The 15,419-nt window shown below is 61.8% G+C and carries 15 protein-coding genes and 1 tRNA gene; 3 read left to right on the forward strand and 13 right to left on the reverse strand.

Annotated features, from left to right (window positions below; all coding sequences use genetic code 11):
• Positions 1 to 51: 51 nt before the first annotated feature.
• Positions 52 to 1,074 carry an aspartate-semialdehyde dehydrogenase gene (locus tag FHS89_RS01220; RefSeq protein ID WP_184007642.1) on the reverse strand — a complete coding sequence of 341 codons (1,023 nt, stop codon included), beginning with the start codon at positions 1,072 to 1,074 and terminating at the stop codon, positions 52 to 54.
• Between the two features lie 296 nt (positions 1,075 to 1,370).
• Between FHS89_RS01220 and FHS89_RS01225 the strand changes: the two genes are divergently transcribed.
• A complete protein-coding gene (locus FHS89_RS01225; RefSeq protein ID WP_221229198.1) occupies positions 1,371 to 1,724 on the forward strand; it encodes a hypothetical protein in 354 nt (117 codons plus the stop codon).
• A gap of 3 nt (positions 1,725 to 1,727) precedes the next feature.
• Here FHS89_RS01225 and FHS89_RS01230 read toward each other — a convergent pair whose 3' ends face one another.
• The 7 genes from FHS89_RS01230 to FHS89_RS01260 form a co-directional block, all read right to left on the reverse strand.
• Positions 1,728 to 2,801 (reverse strand): Hint domain-containing protein, encoded by a 1,074-nt coding sequence (locus tag FHS89_RS01230; RefSeq protein ID WP_184007644.1) that lies wholly within the window; start codon positions 2,799 to 2,801, stop codon positions 1,728 to 1,730.
• Between the two features lie 119 nt (positions 2,802 to 2,920).
• Complete coding sequence (locus FHS89_RS01235; protein WP_184007647.1) at positions 2,921 to 3,754, reverse strand: fumarylacetoacetate hydrolase family protein; 834 nt, start codon at positions 3,752 to 3,754, stop codon at positions 2,921 to 2,923.
• Positions 3,755 to 3,831: 77 nt separating this feature from the next.
• Positions 3,832 to 4,266 (reverse strand): ion channel, encoded by a 435-nt coding sequence (locus FHS89_RS01240; protein ID WP_184007649.1) that lies wholly within the window; start codon positions 4,264 to 4,266, stop codon positions 3,832 to 3,834.
• Between the two features lie 103 nt (positions 4,267 to 4,369).
• A tRNA-Pro gene (locus FHS89_RS01245) sits at positions 4,370 to 4,446 on the reverse strand.
• A 48-nt stretch (positions 4,447 to 4,494) separates the two neighbouring features.
• Complete coding sequence (locus tag FHS89_RS01250) at positions 4,495 to 5,472, reverse strand: DMT family transporter (protein WP_184007651.1); 978 nt, start codon at positions 5,470 to 5,472, stop codon at positions 4,495 to 4,497.
• 160 nt (positions 5,473 to 5,632) lie between these two features.
• Positions 5,633 to 6,739 carry a 3-isopropylmalate dehydrogenase gene (leuB, locus tag FHS89_RS01255; protein ID WP_184007653.1) on the reverse strand — a complete coding sequence of 369 codons (1,107 nt, stop codon included), beginning with the start codon at positions 6,737 to 6,739 and terminating at the stop codon, positions 5,633 to 5,635.
• A 54-nt stretch (positions 6,740 to 6,793) separates the two neighbouring features.
• Positions 6,794 to 7,675, reverse strand: a complete 882-nt coding sequence (locus FHS89_RS01260; RefSeq protein ID WP_184007655.1) for a LysR family transcriptional regulator — start codon at positions 7,673 to 7,675, stop codon at positions 6,794 to 6,796.
• A gap of 103 nt (positions 7,676 to 7,778) precedes the next feature.
• Here FHS89_RS01260 and FHS89_RS01265 point away from each other — a divergent pair, with 103 nt between their 5' ends.
• The gene (locus tag FHS89_RS01265; RefSeq protein ID WP_184007658.1) at positions 7,779 to 8,705 is read left to right on the forward strand and encodes an NAD-dependent epimerase/dehydratase family protein; all 927 of its coding nucleotides are present in this window, start codon (positions 7,779 to 7,781) and stop codon (positions 8,703 to 8,705) included.
• Here FHS89_RS01265 and FHS89_RS01270 read toward each other — a convergent pair.
• The 3 genes from FHS89_RS01270 to leuD are packed head-to-tail and all read right to left on the reverse strand — an operon-like array spanning position 8,666 to position 11,235.
• Complete coding sequence (locus tag FHS89_RS01270) at positions 8,666 to 9,754, reverse strand: endonuclease/exonuclease/phosphatase family protein (protein WP_246413503.1); 1,089 nt, start codon at positions 9,752 to 9,754, stop codon at positions 8,666 to 8,668. The two genes, FHS89_RS01265 and FHS89_RS01270, sit on opposite strands and share 40 nt — an antisense overlap.
• 32 nt (positions 9,755 to 9,786) lie before the next feature.
• Complete coding sequence (locus FHS89_RS01275; protein ID WP_184007662.1) at positions 9,787 to 10,584, reverse strand: hypothetical protein; 798 nt, start codon at positions 10,582 to 10,584, stop codon at positions 9,787 to 9,789.
• A 45-nt stretch (positions 10,585 to 10,629) separates the two neighbouring features.
• Positions 10,630 to 11,235, reverse strand: a complete 606-nt coding sequence (leuD, locus tag FHS89_RS01280; RefSeq protein ID WP_184007664.1) for a 3-isopropylmalate dehydratase small subunit — start codon at positions 11,233 to 11,235, stop codon at positions 10,630 to 10,632.
• Positions 11,236 to 11,346: 111 nt separating this feature from the next.
• Between leuD and FHS89_RS01285 the strand changes: the two genes are divergently transcribed.
• Positions 11,347 to 12,561, forward strand: coding sequence for an MFS transporter (locus FHS89_RS01285; protein WP_184007666.1), 1,215 nt, complete (start codon positions 11,347 to 11,349; stop codon positions 12,559 to 12,561).
• A 105-nt stretch (positions 12,562 to 12,666) separates the two neighbouring features.
• Here the strand turns inward: FHS89_RS01285 and leuC are convergent, their stop codons facing one another.
• Both leuC and FHS89_RS01295 read right to left on the reverse strand, forming a co-directional pair.
• Positions 12,667 to 14,067 carry a 3-isopropylmalate dehydratase large subunit gene (gene leuC / locus FHS89_RS01290; RefSeq protein WP_184007669.1) on the reverse strand — a complete coding sequence of 467 codons (1,401 nt, stop codon included), beginning with the start codon at positions 14,065 to 14,067 and terminating at the stop codon, positions 12,667 to 12,669.
• A 208-nt stretch (positions 14,068 to 14,275) separates the two neighbouring features.
• Positions 14,276 to 15,337, reverse strand: a complete 1,062-nt coding sequence (locus FHS89_RS01295; protein WP_184007671.1) for a hypothetical protein — start codon at positions 15,335 to 15,337, stop codon at positions 14,276 to 14,278.
• Between the last annotated feature and the right edge of the window lie 82 nt (positions 15,338 to 15,419).

Consider the following 15,419-nt stretch of genomic DNA (forward strand, 5'->3'; position numbering starts at 1 on the left):
TACGCGCGTTCGGTGCTGAAACGCCCCACTGGGGCGTTTCCGGGACGCACCTCACCCCTTCTTGAGGACTTTGCGGCCTAGGAGTTCTGCGATCTGCACGGTGTTGAGCGCCGCCCCTTTACGCAGGTTGTCGCTCACGCACCACAGGTTCAGCCCGTTCTCGATGGTCGAGTCCTGTCGGATGCGGCTGATGAAGGTCGCGTAATCGCCCACGCATTCCACCGGCGTGGTATAACCGCCCGGCTCGCGCTTATCGACGACGAGGATACCCGGTGCCTCGCGCAGGATTTCGCGGGCTTCATCCTCATCAAGGAAATCTTCGAACTCGATATTGATCGATTCCGAATGGCCGACAAAGACCGGCACGCGCACGCAGGTCGCCGTGACCTTGATCATGGGATCGACGATCTTTTTCGTCTCCACGACCATTTTCCATTCTTCCTTGGTCGAGCCATCCTCAAGGAACACGTCGATATGCGGGATCACGTTGAACGCGATCTGCTTGGGGTACACGGACGGGGCCACTTCCTGCCCCGGCACATACATGCCCTTGGTCTGGTTCCACAACTCGTCCATCGCCTCCTTGCCGGAGCCGGAGACGGATTGATAGGTGCTGACCACGACCCGCTTGATCCGGGCACGGTCATGCAGCGGCTTCAGGGCCACGACCATCTGCGCGGTCGAACAATTCGGGTTCGCGATGATGTTGCGGTTCTTGTAGTCGTAGATCGCGTCGGGGTTCACCTCCGGCACGATGAGCGGGATGTCATGCTCGTAGCGATAGAGCGACGAGTTATCAATCACCACACAACCGGCCTTTGCGGCAATCGGCGCGTATTTCTTCGTCGCATCAGACCCGATGGCAAACAGCGCCATGTCCCAGCCTGAAAAATCGAAAGTATCCAGATCAAGGGTGGTCAGGGTTTTATCGCCAAAGCTGACTTCGGTGCCCAGCGACCGGCGGCTGGCCAGTGCGGCAATCTCTTTGACCGGAAACTCACGTTCGGCCAAGATGTTCAGCATCTCGCGGCCCACGTTGCCCGTGGCGCCGACGACGGCAATACGATAACCCATCTCCTATTTCTCCTGATTGGGGGTTTAGCCGGGCGGCTATAGCGCATTGCGGGTCTAAGGGAAATGCGCAATCGCGCGCAGGCGCGCTGGATTGTTTCGATTTGCGCACGAGACAGTCGCAAACTTGTGACGCGCATTTCATTCAGAAACAGGTATTCTGATTTCACAACCAAGACTGGGAGATTCGAAATGATCCGTCATCGTATCAGCGTGACCAAACTTATCGGCGATTTCCTGTTCAGCGGCTGTGACTGTGCAGAGCAGAAATTCCGTTTGGCCTGCCTCGCATCGCGTCCTTGCTGAAACACGCCCTGACGATTGCGGCCTTGCTGATCTGCGGGGCTGCGGTGGCCGGCCAGCCGAGAGTGATTGACGTCACCCTTACGCCAACCGGTTCCACTTGGCGGGCAGAAGTGACCGTCGCCCATGCCGACACCGGCTGGGACCATTACGCGGATGGCTGGGACATTCGCCTGCCGGACAACACGGTCTTGGGTCACCGCGTCCTTCATCACCCGCATGTCACCGAGCAGCCCTTCACCCGCAGCCTGTCGGGGATCACCCTTCCTGATGATGCAACCACCGTGCTGGTGCGCGCCCATGACAGCGTGCATGGCTGGGGGCCGGATTTTGTGGTGACGCTTCCCTGACGATCAGGCCGGGACGCTCTGCGCTGGGGGTGCCATGACGCCCCGCGCAATGTCCTCCAGCGTCGCCTGAAACTCATGCTTTCGCAGGACGGGACGGCAGGCAATCCATTGCCCATGGGCAACCGGCACCGCACCCGGATCAATGCCGGGAAAGATCTGTCGGACCTCCTCCCACATTTCGCGGTTGAGCGCATCGCAGGTCTGTCGTGCCATCAGCAGGCTTTCGGCCAGTTGCCCATTGGCAAACACAAGCTGATGGGCGTCAAAAAGGATATGGTAATAGGTGATCCCATCCTCGGGGCAGAATGTCTCCACCCCGTCCAGATCGGTGAGCCAGATCGCGGGCACGAACATCTCCGACGCGCCGAACCGGATATCCAACTCAGGGGAAGAAATCAGGATGCGGTGCTGTTGCGACACCACAAGGTCCGTGCGCGGATACCCCGGCCCGAGCGCGTCTTTCTTGATCCGCACCGGCCAAAGTTTGGGCGCTTGCTGCAAATCCTCCGCCGACCAATGCTGCTGACCGACCCAGCGAATGGGTGTCGGGCTGCGGTCGGGGTGCACGCAATGGGTGCCCGCTTTTAGACTCTCGATCGGGACCGCGCCCCATGGCGTGAGAATCCGCGTGCCCGGCCCGAAACAGATGTTGGAATAGGGCGGTGCCTGTGTGTTTGGCCCGGTTAAATCAGCACGGCCATTTGGAAAGGCCGCCACCTCTGCCTGTGTCGGTTCCAATTCCGGCCAAAACGCAATCGAGTTAGCCCCGCCGGGCAGTCCCGCAATTTGGAGGATGACGACCGTTTCACCCTCAAAGGTTTCCCCTGGGGCCATCGTATCAACGCGCAGAACCTCAAAGGTTCGCCATTGGCCGTTGATGAAGATTTCGGTATCGGGGTCTGTGAGTGTTCCGGCGGTGTTATAGTCCAACACGATATCGCCGGTCAGTGGTCCAGCGCCGTCAGGGTCAGACGAACGAAACTGAATCGTAAAGTTGGCCGATTTACCGTTAAAATTGGTATCGCCGTTATTATACGTCGTCGTCGTCGAGAAGAATGTCTTGGATTCAACTACCATTGCCACGCCCCCACGTTGGCAAAACTCACGCTCGGCACAACCAAAGATTGCGCCTCAGCCTATTTGTCTAAAATGCGTATCAAATATGGCCCAATTAAGGCATCTGAATATCAGAAACCCTAAGCGACAATGGCTTGACGCTGCGTCCCCAGCCCTTCGATTCCTAATGTCACCACATCGCCAGCGCGCAGGTATTGCTGTGGGGACATGCCCATGCCCACGCCCGGTGGTGTTCCGGTTGCGATCACATCGCCCGGATGAAGCGTCATGAACTGGCTGAGATAATGGATCAGATGGGCCACGCCAAACACCATCGTGGCTGTGGAGCCGCGCTGCATGGCCTGACCATTCACATCCAGCCACATAGACAAATTCTGCGGATCGGCCACTTCATCCGGTGTCACAAGCCACGGCCCTAATGGCGCGAAACTGTCACAGGACTTGCCCTTGGTCCACTGCCCGCCACGCTCCATCTGAAACGCGCGTTCGGAGATGTCGTTCACGATGCAATAGCCCGCGACATGGGACAAAGCATCCGCCTCCTCCACATACTGCGCGCGCGTGCCGATCACGACGCCAAGCTCGACCTCCCAATCGGTCTTTTGCGATCCGCGTGGCAGGATCGTCGGATCATTCGGCCCGCAGATCGCGGAGGTTGCCTTCATGAACACGATCGGCTCCTCCGGGACGGCCATGCCGGATTCCGCTGCATGGTCGGAATAGTTGAGGCCGATGCAAATCAACTTTCCCACCTGCCCGACGCATGGGCCGATGCGCGCACCGTCCGGCACCACCGGCAGGGCGGCAATCGCTTCTGGCCCCAGCGCGGGCAAATCGGACAGCGCCGCGCCAGAGACGTCAGACAAAAGGGTGGAGGCCTCCCGCAGCGTGCCATCTGCCGCCAGAACCGCCGGGCGCTCCTGCCCCGCCTCACCAATCCGCAAGAATTTCATCGACTGCCCCCTTCGCGCCTGTTCCTTTTGTCCGCCAGCCTATGCCGGGCAAGGCAATGGTCCAACCCGGCACCAGCTTAATCGCGCAGATTGTGCTGCACCCGGCGGACATGGCGCAACGTATCTGTCAGCATCGCGGTCATCACGCCGAACATCAAAAAGCCGTTCGCCCCGGTCATCCCACCCAAAAGCCGCTGGTCGGTCGGGACCGACACATCCCCCAGCCCAAGCGTGGTATAGGCAACGAGCGCAAAATAGACCGCCTCCTCCAACGTGTCGAAAATGGTCAGTTGCACAAACATCAGCGCCCAAACCCAAACACCAAAGGTCATCATCACCATGGTCGCCGTCACCACGATAAGGATGACAGCGAGGGATTTGAGGGAATGCGGCGGGCGTTTCAGCCATGGCTCCAGCCGCTCCAATGCCCCGTTCAGCAGCCACCAAAGCACCGAGCCACCGACCAGCGAAATCAGCGTGATGATGGTCCCGAGCAAAAGCTGCTGAATCATGGCGCGTCCCTTATCTGTCGTCTCACGCGATATGACCCCGCACAGGCGCGCGGTGCAATGGCGGACAAGGGCGCGCGGTGTCAGGCGTTGATAAGGGGAAATTTGGTCGGAGTGAGAGGATTCGAACCTCCGACCCCCTGCTCCCGAAGCAGGTGCGCTACCAGGCTGCGCTACACTCCGACCGAATGGCGCCGGATTTATCCCCGCAGGCCAGATTTGGCAAGGGGGTCAGTGCCCATTGTCCTCGTCATTCTTACGCCCCAGCCACAGACCGATCCGGGGCAACGTGCCCGTGTCCTGCCGCAAGTGGAACGCGCGCAGGACAGGCCGCGTCAGGGACGCGCCGCCGCGCCCTTCGCGCAGGAGGATATAGACCCCGCTCGCCACAATGATCGCAGCCCCGATGACCACGTTCTGCTCTGGCCGCTCCCCAAAGAGGACAAAGCCGAAGCCCGTCGCCCACAGGATCTGACTGTATTGCATCGGAGCAACCACCACGGCCTCCGCCCGCTTATAGGACTGGATGACGAGGAACGCCGCCAATGACCCAAGAAGCGCGATCAGGGCCACCGCGCCCAGATGCTGCGCGGGCATCGGGACATAGACGAATGGCAAGAGACTGCCCATGACCACGAAATTCGCGACCATGGGATAAAGCATCATAACGACGCTCCGCTCCTCCCCGCCGATCTTGCGCATCACGATGGCCGCGATGGCACTGCCCGTCGCCGCAAGAAGGGCCGCAAGATGCCCCAATCCCAGATCGGATGCCGCCGGATCAAGCACGACAAACACACCAACAAGGCCGATCACCACAGCCGCCCACCGCCGCAGGCGCACCACCTCCCCAAGAAGCGGCACCGATAGAATGGTGATCAGCAAGGGCGTCATGAACAGGATCGCGTAGGTCTGCGCCAAGGGCAGCACTGAAAAGGCATAAAAGGCCGAAATGCCCACCACCACCGCCGCCCCGGTGCGCAGCGCGGTCCACCATGGATGACGCGGGATCAGGTTGCTGTCGGTGCGGTCCTGCAACAGCGCAATCGTGACCAACGGAAAGCCGAATAGCACGCTGAAAAACAGAATCTGGATCGGCGAATAGGTGCCGCCCAGATATTTCACGATCACATCATGGGTGGAGAACAGGCCGAACGCAGCCAGTGCGAACACCGCCCCGCGGCGGTTGGATTGGACAGGAGGGGTCATACGGAAAAGCCACTGAATAAAATCAGTGTCTCAGCCTGCGCCTGTTTTGAGGATCGGGCAAGTCTCTTTCGCGCCCTGTCGCCATGCGCTGACCGGGATGCTGCACCCAACAAAAAGGGGCGCGCCGGGTGGCACGCCCTTTCATAAGCGGTGGCGCGGATCAGAGCGACGCGTCGAGCGCGCCGAGGATCGCCGTCCCCATCTCAGCGGTGGAGATGGGCGTGCCGCCTTCAGGGCCAAGCAGGTCCGCAGTGCGCGCACCCGCGGCAAGCGTCGCGTCCACGGCCTTCTCCAGCCGGTCGGCCTCATCTACTTGACCAAAGGAGTAGCGCAGCGCCATGGCAAAGCTGAGGATGCAGGCGATCGGGTTCGCCTTGCCCTGGCCTGCGATATCCGGGGCGGAGCCGTGGACCGGCTCGTAAAGTGCTTTCGGGCGGCCATTCGCCATCGGCAGACCCAGCGACGCGGAGGGCAACATGCCAAGGCTCCCGGTCAGCATCGCCGCCGCGTCCGACAACAGATCGCCAAAGAGGTTATCGGTGACGATCACGTCAAACTGCTTGGGCCAGCGGCAAAGCTGCATCGCGCCCGCATCTGCGTACATATGGCTCAGTTCGACGTCGCTGTATTCTTTCTCGTGGATTTCGGTGACCACATCGCGCCACAGAATGCCCGATTCCATCACGTTGGCCTTCTCCATCGAGCAGACCTTGTTGCCGCGCTTGCGCGCCAACTCGAATGCGGAGCGGGCGACGCGCGCGATCTCGCTTTCGGTGTAGCGCTGGGTGTTGATGCCGACGCGCTCGTTCCCTTCCATGTGGATGCCGCGCGGCTCCCCGAAATAGACGCCGGAGGTCAGTTCGCGCACGATCATGATATCAAGGCCGGCAACCACGTCGCGCTTCAGCGAAGAGAAATCCGCCAGCGCATCGAAACACTGCGCCGGGCGCAGGTTGGAGAAGAGGTCCATCTCCTTGCGCAGGCGCAACAGACCCCGCTCCGGCTTGACCGAGAAGTCGAGCACATCGTATTTCGGCCCACCCACAGCACCCAACAGGACGGCGTCCACCTCTTGCGCGCGCGCCATGGTTTCATCCGTCAGCGGCGTGCCGTGCGCGTCATAGGATGCGCCACCGACAAGACCCTCTTCCACGTCGAACACGATCCCACGCTTTTCCCCGTACCAGTCGATGATCCGGCGCACTTCCGCCATCACTTCGGGGCCAATACCGTCACCGGGCAGGATCAACAGGGAAGGGTTCGCCATGGGATATCTCCTCAAAATGTGTTGGTTTGGGAGTAAACCCGTGGCGCAGGGTGGTCAAGCGCGGGTCAACGGGCGCAGGCCCTCCGCCAACAGCGAATAGACCCGGCGCATACGCGGCACCCGCTGCATCGCCTCTGCCGCTGTGAGCCAAATATCGATCGGCTGGACGGGAATATCGGGCATCACCTCGCAGAGGTCTGGATCGTTCTCTCCGATCATGCGGAACATCGCGCCAATGCCACATCCCGCCCGGATCAGCGCGACAATCGCCGCCTGATCGTCGCTGCGCACCGGAAAATCGGTGCGGGTGACGGACATGCCCAGCTTCTCCATCTCTGTGATCATGCGACGGTCCTGATCGAAGCCGACAAGCCCGATCCGCATCACGTCCTCCAGCGTGCGCGGCATCCCATGCGCGGCAATCAGGTTGCGATGCGCGAAAAGCGCCATGGGAAGCTGTCCGATATGGCGGGTGATGACGGCTTCCTGTCGGGGGCGGTACATGCGCACGGCGATATCCGCCTCCCGATAGAGCAGGTTTTCGCTGGTGTCGGAGGGGGCAAGCTCCAAGGAAATGCCCGGCTCAGCCGTTCGTATCTGTGCCAGAATGGGCGGCAGGACGTATTGAGAGGCCACAACACTGGCCGTGATCCGCACCGTGCCCTGAAGCTGCTGATCCTGCCCGGCGGCGGTCAGCGCGAACTGCTCGGCATGGGCGCGCATCGCTTCCGCGGCCGGCAGGAGCGCCGTGCCATCCTCCGTCAGCGTCAGGCCACGCGGCGCGCGCTGGAATAAGGTGACGCCCAAATTGGCCTCCAACTGCCGGATGTGCCGGCCCAGCGTCGGCTGACTTGCCCGCAATTGCGCTGCCGCCCCTGACAACGACCCGGTGTCTGCAACGGCGAGAAAGGATCGGATCAGCGACCAGTCTTGCATGTCTTATCCATTCATTTTTGAATGCGGTGTCGTCATTATTGGCCAGTTTTATATCAAAAATAAATGGGTAATCCTCTCCTCAGTCCCAATGAAGGAGAGAAAGATGACCAAGACCGTATTGATCCTCGGTGCCACCGGCAGGTTCGGCAAGCACAGCGCGGACGCGTTCCGCACAGCAGGCTGGCGAGTGGAGACCCTGCGGCGTCCGGGCGGCACCTCTGGCACCCGCGCGGGGGATCCGATGGCACCCGATGGCCTGATTGCGGCGGCGCAAGGCGTAGATGTCATCGTGAATGCGCTCAACCCCGCCTATCCTGACTGGAGCCGTGATCTGCCCCGGATCACCCGCTCCGTCATCGCGGCGGCTCAATCATGCGGCGCGCGGGTGATCATTCCGGGCAATATCTATCCCTATGGCACCCGGATGCCGCGCCTTTTGCAGACCACAACACCCCATGTGGCACAGACCAAGAAAGGGCGCTTGCGGATCGAGATGGAAAACGCCTATCGCCGCGCGCATGTCCCGACACTGATCCTGCGGGCAGGGGATTTTATTGACACGGAAGCCAGCGGAAACTGGCTTGAGAGCCACATGCTCAAACCCCTTGGAAAGGGTGCGATCATGTATCCCGGCCCGCTGGACCGCCCCCACGCCTGGGCCTATCTGCCGGATGTTGCGCGGGCGGCTGTTGCACTTATTGAGCAGGGTAGCCTGCCTGATTTCGCGGATATTCCGTTTCAGGGCTACACACTCACGGGGCAAGACCTCCTTGCCGCAATCAGCGAGAGCGCGGGCCAGTCCCTGCGTGTAACCCCCATGCGGTGGGGTGCGGTCAAGCTGGTGTCGCTGTTCTCCCCGCTGATGCGCGAAGTGTTGGAAATGCGCTATCTGTGGGAGGTGCCACACGGGCTTGACCCCGCGCCGCTGACCGCACTTTTGCCCGATTTTGAGTGCACGCCCTTGCAGGTGGCGCTGCGATCCCTGATCGCTCAGCCGGGCCAGTCGATATCGACCCAGACAAGCCGATGATCCGAAGCCTGATCGCGGCCTTCCCCCAGAAGATCGGCCCCCGGCTGTCCCGGCGCGGGCCAAAACACGCCTGAGCCAAGGACAGTCAGGCGCGCATCGGGCAGCACATAATCGACCCGCAGATTGCCCGGGCCCCGGTCGTCATTCCAATCGGCGGTGTCCTGCGCCGGGTCGCCCTGATGCCCTGCATTCGCCCCGACTTGCGCGCGGGCGGCAGCAACCGCGCCATCGCTCATCGGGGTGGGGTCTTGCAAGCGGGGGTGGGAGAGCAGCGCAGAGAGCGCATCCCGCCGGGCATCGCCATCAAACGGGTCGGCGTTCAGATCGCCCAGCAGCAAGACGGGCGCGGTCGGCGCGGGGGTGGTCTGCCCCTGATCGTCGCGAAAGGCTTGGCCAGACAGGTACTGCACCCAGAACATCGTTTCGTCATGGTTGCGCCGCCCGTTGAAATCCTCCGGCCCGTCAAACACCGGCGGCGTGGGATGACTGGCCAAGAGGTGCAGCGGGCGACCCGCGACGCGTACCTCCACATCCCAATGGCTTTTTGAGGAGAGGCGCTGCCCAGCAAAAACGCCCTCCGGCGGGATCGCCCCGGGCAGATCACTCCACAACACCTCCTGAAAGCTCCGAAAACCGCTAATGTCATACCGGCTGAGAATGGCCATGCCGTATTGCCCCGGAAACCGCCCGAACCCTTGCGCGTCCCGTGGGCCAAAGGCGTGCCCATCACCATCAAGGTCTTGCCCCGTCAGCACACCGGTATTGACTGGCGCGGTCAGCACATGGGCGTAGGTGATGCCCTCTGCCCCCATGCGCCCGGTGGTGAGATAGGTTTGCAGCGCGGCCAGCGCGCGGCCCTCCGGGTCATGATCCAATTCGTTGATCAGCAGAATGTCCGGGCGTACCGTCTGGATGATCGCGGCCACACGCGCGAGCCGCTCATCCTGCCCCCGCTCGATCGCGGCGAGCATCAGGCCCGCGCCATTCCGCGTGAGGCTCGCGTTATAGGTGGCAATGCGCAGCGTTTCGGCCTGCGCGGTCACGGGCATCAGGCACATCAGTAATGCCCATGCAAGTTGCCTCAATCCGTGCGCGCCCGATCAATGAGCCACGCGATCTTAAGCATCGCTTGCCCCCGGATGAACAGGACCAGCGGCAGCACCGACCAGATCACGCACCCCCAGATCAGCGACTGGTAGTTTTGCAGCGCGGATGGATCGAACCACCCGCCAGTCCGCGACACGATCACCAGAACCGCATAGGGCAGCGCCAGCCCCACAATCACGTTCAACAGCCCCCCGCGACGCAGCCGCCATGTGATATCCTTGCCCAGCGTGGGGTCAAAGGTCGGCATATTGATCCAGAGGTTGAAGTTCTCCCGCTGACCGGGCCAGCGCATCAGCCACAGAAACAGCGTGAAGAACACCACCGCAACAAGGCTCATCCCATAGGACAGCGCGGTTGCACGGGCAATCAGCGCCTGAAACGCCGCGTCGCCCTCGGACCCGATCAATTCCTGCGCCAACACGACCGGGCTGACCGGAAAGGTCAACAGCGCCACGAACTGATCCGCCATGGCGAGGTATTGCGCGGCAAACGCGTCCAACCCTTCGGTCGCACGGCACAGAAACACGACCGACAGCAAAACGACGGTAAAACTGAAAAAGCGGAACCGGTTATAGGGCGGCGCGAAGCGGAAATCGACAAGCCCGGGATGGCTCGACGCATATTCCACAACGGTAAACACGGCCAGCAGACCGCCAATGATAAGCGATATTTCCTGCCCGGTCCGGGACGCGCCCGGAAGCAGGAAAGACGGCGCGACCATGACCATGAACACCATGATCGCCCGCGATATCGCATTGATTATCTGGCCCAAACCTTCCCCCTCAAGAAGTCGCCAGGGCCAAACTGTCAGCGACGATCAGACCCAGGGAGCCCGCGTTTCATACGCAGCCTCAAACGCATCAATACTGGCTGAGTGTTGCAGAGTGAGGCCGATGTCGTCCAGTCCATTTAGCAGGCAATGCTTACGGAATGGCTCCACATCGAAAGAGATGGTGCCGCCATCTGGGCCTGTGATGGTCTGGTTTTCCAGATCGACTGTCACCACGGCATTCGCGCCACGGGCCGCGTCATCCATCAGCTTGTCCACCTCTTCTTGCGGCAGAACGATCGGCAGGATCCCGTTCTTGAAGCAGTTGTTGAAGAAGATATCGGCAAAGCTGGTGGAGATCACACAGCGGATCCCAAAATCGGCGAGCGCCCATGGCGCGTGCTCTCGGCTGGAGCCGCAGCCGAAATTGTCGCCAGCGACAAGGATCTTGGCATCGCGATAGGCAGGCTGGTTCAACACGAAATCGGGGATTTCATTGCCCTGCCGGTCATAGCGCATCTCGTCAAACAGGTTCACGCCAAGCCCGGAGCGTTTGATCGTCTTGAGGAACTGCTTGGGGATGATCATGTCCGTGTCGATATTCACAAGCGGCATGGGCGCTGCAACGCCGGTCAATGTGGTGAACTTGTCCATGATACCTCTCCAAAGGGCTAGCGTGTCTCAAGCAGGGATAAACCACGCGCACCACCGTGTGACAAGCCCCCGGCCCTTCCCATGATGCGTATTGGGGCATAGACCTGCGGGATGAAGACCGCCTTTTATCGCCAGAATGCCCCTTGGCTCGGGGCGGGTGCCGTTTTGGCGGTCAGCTCGTCCTTTGGGCAGACCTATTTCATCTCCCTCTTTGCCGGGGACATTCGCGGCGCGTTCGGACTGTCGGATGGGCAATGGGGTGGGCTCTACACGATTGCGACGCTGGCGTCGGCGGCGCTGCTTGTGCAGGGCGGGCGGCTTGCGGATGTGATGCCGCTGCGCCGGTTGATGTGCTGGATCGTGCTTGGCTTTGCGGTGGCGTGTTTCGCCATGGGGGCTGCGCAATCCGTGCCGGTGCTTCTGGCGGCGCTCTTTGCGATCCGGTTTTGCGGTCAGGGCATGATGACCCATCTGTCGATGACCGCGATGGCGCGCTGGTTTCGCGCCAACCGGGGCCGGGCGGTTGCCGTAGCGATCATGGGCTATCCGGTGGGGGAGGCGGTGCTGCCACCCCTGACGGTGTGGTCCATCACCCTGATCGGATGGCGCGGCACATGGTGGCTCGCCGCCTGCGTCCTCCTCCTAGTTGTGCTCCCAACCCTGTGGCGGCTGATGGGGCAGCCCCGCAGCCCGGAGGGCGAAGGCGACGGGCTAATGGCCGCTGGAATGCTGGCCCGGCATTGGAGCAGGCGGGACATGCTGCGCCATTGGTCCTTCTGGGCCCTGCTGCCGGGGATTCTCGCCACGAATTTCATCGGGACATGCGTTTTCTTCCAGCAGGTTCATGTGGCGCAAACCCAAGGCTGGTCGCTGGCGCGCATGGCGGCGGCCTATCCGCTCTACGCGATGGTGTCCGTCGCGGCGGCGTTTGTCGCCGGGCATCTGGTGGACCGGATCGGTGCGGTGCGGCTTTTGCCGGTCTATCTCCTGCCGATGGCTGTCGCGATGCTGATCTTGCGGCAGGACGGGTCTGAGGCGATCTGGATCGCGACCCTTGCCATCATGGGGCTGACAACGGGCGTCTCCTCTACCCTCTACGGCACGATCTGGCCCACGCTGTATGGCACCAACGCCATCGGCGGGATCAAGGCGGTGATCGCCTCTTGCATGGTGATGGCCACCGCAATCGGTCCGGGCCTGACCGGGCTTGCGATTGATGCGGGCGTCCCGTTCACCGCCCAAGCCCCCGTGCTGGCCCTTTGGTGCGTCCTCGCCAGCATCGCCTTCTGGCCAATCTCCAGACGATTGGCCCGCGCGCTGCCCTAGTGTTTCTTTTTTCCCCAAATACCTCCCGCCGGAGGCTTCCGCACTCTCAGCACGCAAACGGCCAGCCGCGATGGGCTGGCCGCTGCAAAACACCTAGATCGCGGATCAGATCAGTTCGCGCACATCCGTCAACCGACCCGTGATCGCGGCTGCGGCCGCCATCGCCGGGCTCATCAGATGCGTGCGACCCTTATAACCCTGACGCCCCTCGAAATTCCGGTTGGAGGTGGAGGCGCAGCGCTCCCCTTCCGCCAACTGATCGGGGTTCATGCCCAGACACATGGAACAGCCGGCCATCCGCCATTCAAAGCCTGCCTCGATCAGCTTTTGCGCGATGCCTTCTTCCTCGGCCTGCGCGCGGACAAGGCCGGAGCCGGGCACGATCATGGCGCGGATGCCGTCCTTCACATGCCGCCCTTCCATGACCTTCGCCACTTCGCGCAGATCCTCGATCCGGCCATTGGTGCAGGAGCCGATGAACACCGTGTCGATCTCCACATCCGACAGCTTCATCCCCGGCTTGAGGCCCATATAGTCGAGGGAGCGTTGCGCCGCACCGACCTTGCCACCCTCAAAACTGTCTGCCGAGGGTACTTCGGCGGTGATCGGCAACACGTCCTCGGGGCTGGTGCCCCATGTCACAACCGGTGCGATATCTTCGGCGCGCAGGGTGATGACCTTGTCAAAATGCGCGCCCTCATCGGTGTAGAGCGTTTTCCAATAAGCGAGCGCTGCTTCCCATGCGGCGCCTTTCGGCGCGTGGGGGCGGCCCATCACATATTGAAAGGTCTTCTCATCGGGTGCGATCAGGCCTGCGCGTGCGCCGCCCTCGATCGCCATATTGCAGACGGTCATGCGCCCTTCCATGGACAGGGCTTCAATCGCCTCGCCGCAATACTCGATCACATGGCCATTGCCGCCTGCCGTGCCGGTCGCGCCGATCACGCTGAGGGTGATGTCCTTTGCGGTCACGCCAAGCGGCAGCTTGCCCGTGATCTCGACCTTCATGTTTTTCGACTTTTTCTGGATCAGCGTCTGGGTGGCCAGCACATGCTCCACCTCCGACGTGCCGATGCCATGCGCCAGCGCGCCAAAGGCACCATGGGTCGCGGTATGGCTGTCGCCGCACACGATGGTCATACCGGGCTGGGTCCAACCCTGCTCCGGTCCGATGATGTGCACGATGCCCTGACGCACGTCGTCGACGCCATAATACGTGATGCCGAAATCCTTTGCGTTTTTGGCCAGTGTATCGACCTGAATGCGGGACATCTCATCTTCGATGCCCTTTTCGCGGCCCACATCCGTCGGGACGTTATGATCCGGCACCGCGACGGTCTTTTCAGGCGCGCGCACCGTGCGACCGGCCATGCGCAACCCTTCAAAGGCCTGCGGGCTGGTCACTTCATGCACGAGGTGGCGGTCGATATAGAGCAGGCAGGTGCCATCCTCCTGCTCATGGACGACATGCGCGTCCCAGATCTTGTCATAAAGGGTCTTTGCCATGGGGTGTGCCTCCGGCGGCGATTTTTGTGCAATAGGGGTGGGGATGGTCGGTGGCGCTTGCCCCTACCCCGCGGCGGACGCAACGCGTTGCCCATGGAACCTCCAGGGCAGGCGGGCCTGATCGGCAAGGACCGGCTGGGATGCGCGCGCAGCTTTCATAGGGCGAGGTTTAGCCCCCGTGCGCTGCGCGCGCAAGCGTTGGCAACGCTCAGTTCGCGGCGGCGGTGCCCGCCTCTTCAACGGCACGCTTGAGGCACTGGCTGATGGTGCGCCCACCAGCGAGGTCGAACTGCTGATCCGTTGACACCATCCAGCGCATCAGCATGTTCCGCGCGCGGCGGGACTCCTGAAAAGTGGCCTGCGAAATCGCCCCTTCATAGGGCGTATCAAGCCCCAAGAGGCGGTCATAGCCGCCCACGCGGGTGATTGCGTCCATCGCGCAATACCCCACCTGATCGGGGCACAGCTCATTGCAAAGCCGCCCGACGATGCGCAATTCCGGGTCATCCTCCAACTGACGGCGGATCACGTCTGCCGCATTCGGCAAAAGCAACTCATCCATCAATTCGGCAGGCGCACCGCGCATCGCGAGCGTAAAGCGCCGCAAATCCTTGCTCGGGCGCAAATGCGGTGCCAGCACGGGGGCCACGAAACTCACCATCATCAGGCCCGCGCCACGCCCCTCCGCCGGGGATTCGTTGAGCCAGTTCCACGCGTTCGGTGAGGGCGGCGACCCGAAATAGGACCGAATCCAGCGCACGAAATCGAGGCTCTGCAACAGCGGGTCATCGCTGGGCAGGCTCATGATCTCGCTAATGTTGCCCCGATCAAAGATATCAAAGGCCAGCCTTGCGCCCGCCTGACGCTCTCCGTTCTCGTACAGGAACTGCGCGGTATCGATCCCGGCATCCGGCAGGCGCGAGGCGTTGAGTGCTGCCGCCAGCGGATCGCCGTCCCGCTCCCGCACCACGGTCCAACCCCGACCAGACAGGCCCTGCTGCGCACGCAACAGCCGGATACGGTCGCGCCGTTCCAACCCCATGACGAACTCACTATCCGCACCCGGCGGCGTGATCCGATCCATCTGGCCCAGAATGAACTGCGCCTCCATATTTCCCTGATTGGCAAGCTCGGACAGGATCGGCAATGCCTTCGCATCATCATCGTCCAACCACGCCGCAATCCCTTCATCAAGCGATTGCGCATAAATGCCTCCGGTCATGAGTGCCAGCGCAACGCTGGCCCCTCGAAGGTATTTCCAGATGTTCATAGTCGCTCTCCCCGCGCGCTAGAGCCGCAAGCCCCCTGCGACAATCTATGCCCCAACAACGCCCAGTTGAAAACATGCTGAT

The sequence above is a fragment of the Rubricella aquisinus genome (assembly GCF_014199445.1).
In the GTDB taxonomy this organism is placed as follows: domain Bacteria; phylum Pseudomonadota; class Alphaproteobacteria; order Rhodobacterales; family Rhodobacteraceae; genus Rubricella; species Rubricella aquisinus.

What these genes read in the sequence shown, in the direction of transcription:
- FHS89_RS01220 (WP_184007642.1), bottom strand. Translation starts at nt 1,074, where the DNA reads ATGGGTTATCGTATTGCCGTCGTCGGCGCCACGGGCAACGTGGGCCGC.
- leuD (WP_184007664.1), bottom strand. Translation starts at nt 11,235, where the DNA reads ATGGACAAGTTCACCACATTGACCGGCGTTGCAGCGCCCATGCCGCTT.
- FHS89_RS01230 (WP_184007644.1), bottom strand. Translation starts at nt 2,801, where the DNA reads ATGGTAGTTGAATCCAAGACATTCTTCTCGACGACGACGACGTATAAT.
- FHS89_RS01235 (WP_184007647.1), bottom strand. Translation starts at nt 3,754, where the DNA reads ATGAAATTCTTGCGGATTGGTGAGGCGGGGCAGGAGCGCCCGGCGGTT.
- leuB (WP_184007653.1), bottom strand. Translation starts at nt 6,739, where the DNA reads ATGGCGAACCCTTCCCTGTTGATCCTGCCCGGTGACGGTATTGGCCCC.
- leuC (WP_184007669.1), bottom strand. Translation starts at nt 14,067, where the DNA reads ATGGCAAAGACCCTTTATGACAAGATCTGGGACGCGCATGTCGTCCAT.
- FHS89_RS01270 (WP_246413503.1), bottom strand. Translation starts at nt 9,754, where the DNA reads ATGCCCGTGACCGCGCAGGCCGAAACGCTGCGCATTGCCACCTATAAC.
- FHS89_RS01240 (WP_184007649.1), bottom strand. Translation starts at nt 4,266, where the DNA reads ATGATTCAGCAGCTTTTGCTCGGGACCATCATCACGCTGATTTCGCTG.
- FHS89_RS01265 (WP_184007658.1), top strand. Translation starts at nt 7,779, where the DNA reads ATGACCAAGACCGTATTGATCCTCGGTGCCACCGGCAGGTTCGGCAAG.
- FHS89_RS01295 (WP_184007671.1), bottom strand. Translation starts at nt 15,337, where the DNA reads ATGAACATCTGGAAATACCTTCGAGGGGCCAGCGTTGCGCTGGCACTC.
- FHS89_RS01250 (WP_184007651.1), bottom strand. Translation starts at nt 5,472, where the DNA reads ATGACCCCTCCTGTCCAATCCAACCGCCGCGGGGCGGTGTTCGCACTG.
- FHS89_RS01285 (WP_184007666.1), top strand. Translation starts at nt 11,347, where the DNA reads ATGAAGACCGCCTTTTATCGCCAGAATGCCCCTTGGCTCGGGGCGGGT.
- FHS89_RS01260 (WP_184007655.1), bottom strand. Translation starts at nt 7,675, where the DNA reads ATGCAAGACTGGTCGCTGATCCGATCCTTTCTCGCCGTTGCAGACACC.